Source organism: Nocardioides sp. (genome assembly GCF_034670285.1).
Taxonomy (GTDB): domain Bacteria; phylum Actinomycetota; class Actinomycetes; order Propionibacteriales; family Nocardioidaceae; genus Nocardioides.
Genome location: NZ_JAXMNS010000583.1, coordinates 1 through 1,591, shown reverse-complemented (window position 1 = coordinate 1,591; position 1,591 = coordinate 1). Strand labels below are relative to the sequence as shown.

The following is a 1,591-nucleotide window of genomic DNA, read 5'->3' as shown; positions in this document are numbered from 1 at the left end:
TGCTGGAGCGGCTCGGCGAGGCACCGCGACGGCGTGAGTCCGAGGCGTTGGCCGCCCTCACGGCCGGTGAGCGACGGGTGGCCGCCCTGGCGCTCGACGGCCTGACGAACCGAGAGATCGCCGAGCAGCTCGTGGTGTCGGTGAAGGCAGTCGTGGGGCACCTGTCGAAGACCTACCGCAAGCTCGGGGTCCGCTCCAGGGGCGCGCTCGTGGCGGCGATCGGACGCCACGACGACGATTGACGTCAGTACCGGGGCCACTGAGGTCAGTACTGGTGGAACCAGCGCTCGAGCTCGAGACTGATCCCCGGACAGGTGACGTTCATGTCGCGGTTGGCCTCCACCCACTGACCCATCACCGGGTCACCGCCCTGGATCACCCGGTCGGGCCCGCAGGCCGCGAGAGCCGCCTCGCGCGAGGTCTGACCGGCGGCGCGCCACTCGGGCACGCCCAGGGCGAGGTCGCCGACCACGATGTCCCACAGGTAGGTCGTGGAGTAGACCCCGATCGCGTAACCCGCCTCGCGGTAGCCGCGCGCCATCCCACTCACCACGACGGCGTTGGCCTCGAGGTCGCTGCTCCACTCGAAGTTGGGCACCGGCTCGACGTCGATCCAGATCATCGGCGTCACCAGCCCGGCGGCGCGCATGGTGCGCAGGTTGAAGACCGCCTGGGCGTAGCCGTTGTTGGCCAGCGCCCCCAGTCGGGTGCTGCCGTCGTAGGGGCCGTCGTCGGCGTGCCGGCTGAGCCGCTCGGGCTCGGGATAGCTCACCACGGAGTACGCCGCCGCCATCCGGCTGCGCGCCCGGACGTCGGCGACCTGGTCGGCCAGGCACGGGTTGGGGTAGAACCCAGGGCCGTTGGTCAGGCCCAGGACGACGTACTGCGCCTCCTCGACGGGAGGAGGCGCGCCCTTCGACTCCTTGAGCGGAATGCCCATGCCCACCGGGCACTGGGGCCAGCTGATGTCGGCGCCCAGCACCGGCTCGTCGACCCCGATCTGGCCGGACAGGCCTTCCACCGCGTCGGCGAGCGGGTCGCGGCTCGGCTTCTTGGTCTTCGTCGGCTTCCGGGTCGGTCGGTCGGTCGGGCTGCTCGTCTGGTCACCTGGCGGGCTTGCAGACGGCTCGGTCGTCGACGACGCGACTCCTGTCGCCGTGGTGGGGTCGGCCGTAGTGCCCGAGCAGCCGGCCGCGACGAGCCCCGTGATCAACACCGTGACCAGCGCCGAGACGACGACCCCGGACCTCCGCATGGGCTCAGCCTACGGAACAGGCAGGGCGACGTACGTCGTCTCGAGGTACTCCTCGATGCCCTCGAAGCCGCCCTCGCGCCCGAAGCCGCTGGCCTTCATCCCGCCGAAGGGTGCCGCCGGGTTGGAGACCAGGCCGGTGTTGATGCCGACCATGCCGAAGTCGAGGGCCTCGGCGAGCTTGATCGTGCGGTCGAGGTCGCGCGTGTAGGCGTAGGAGGCCAGGCCGTACTCCGTGGAGTTGGCCGCCGCGATCGCTTCCGCGTCGGTCGTGAAGGTGGTGATCGGGGCGACCGGTCCGAAGATCTCCTCGCGGTAGATGGTCATGCCGGCGGTGAC

3 protein-coding genes are annotated in these 1,591 nt (G+C 70.8%); 1 reads left to right on the top strand and 2 read right to left on the bottom strand.

Going from position 1 to position 1,591, the window contains the following annotated elements:
- A partial coding sequence (locus tag VOI19_RS19290; protein ID WP_323794544.1) for a helix-turn-helix transcriptional regulator occupies positions 1 to 242 on the top strand: 242 nt, incomplete at its 5' end.
- Between the two features lie 23 nt (positions 243 to 265).
- Here VOI19_RS19290 and VOI19_RS19285 read toward each other — a convergent pair.
- Together VOI19_RS19285 and VOI19_RS19280 are read right to left on the bottom strand one after the other, a co-directional pair.
- Entirely contained in the window at positions 266 to 1,255 is a 990-nt protein-coding gene (locus VOI19_RS19285) for a hypothetical protein (protein WP_323794543.1), read from the bottom strand.
- 9 nt (positions 1,256 to 1,264) lie between these two features.
- Positions 1,265 to 1,591: aldehyde dehydrogenase family protein (locus VOI19_RS19280; RefSeq protein ID WP_323794542.1), on the bottom strand; the 327-nt coding region annotated here is incomplete at its 5' end.

What these genes read in the sequence shown, in the direction of transcription:
- VOI19_RS19285 (WP_323794543.1), bottom strand. Translation starts at nt 1,255, where the DNA reads ATGCGGAGGTCCGGGGTCGTCGTCTCGGCGCTGGTCACGGTGTTGATC.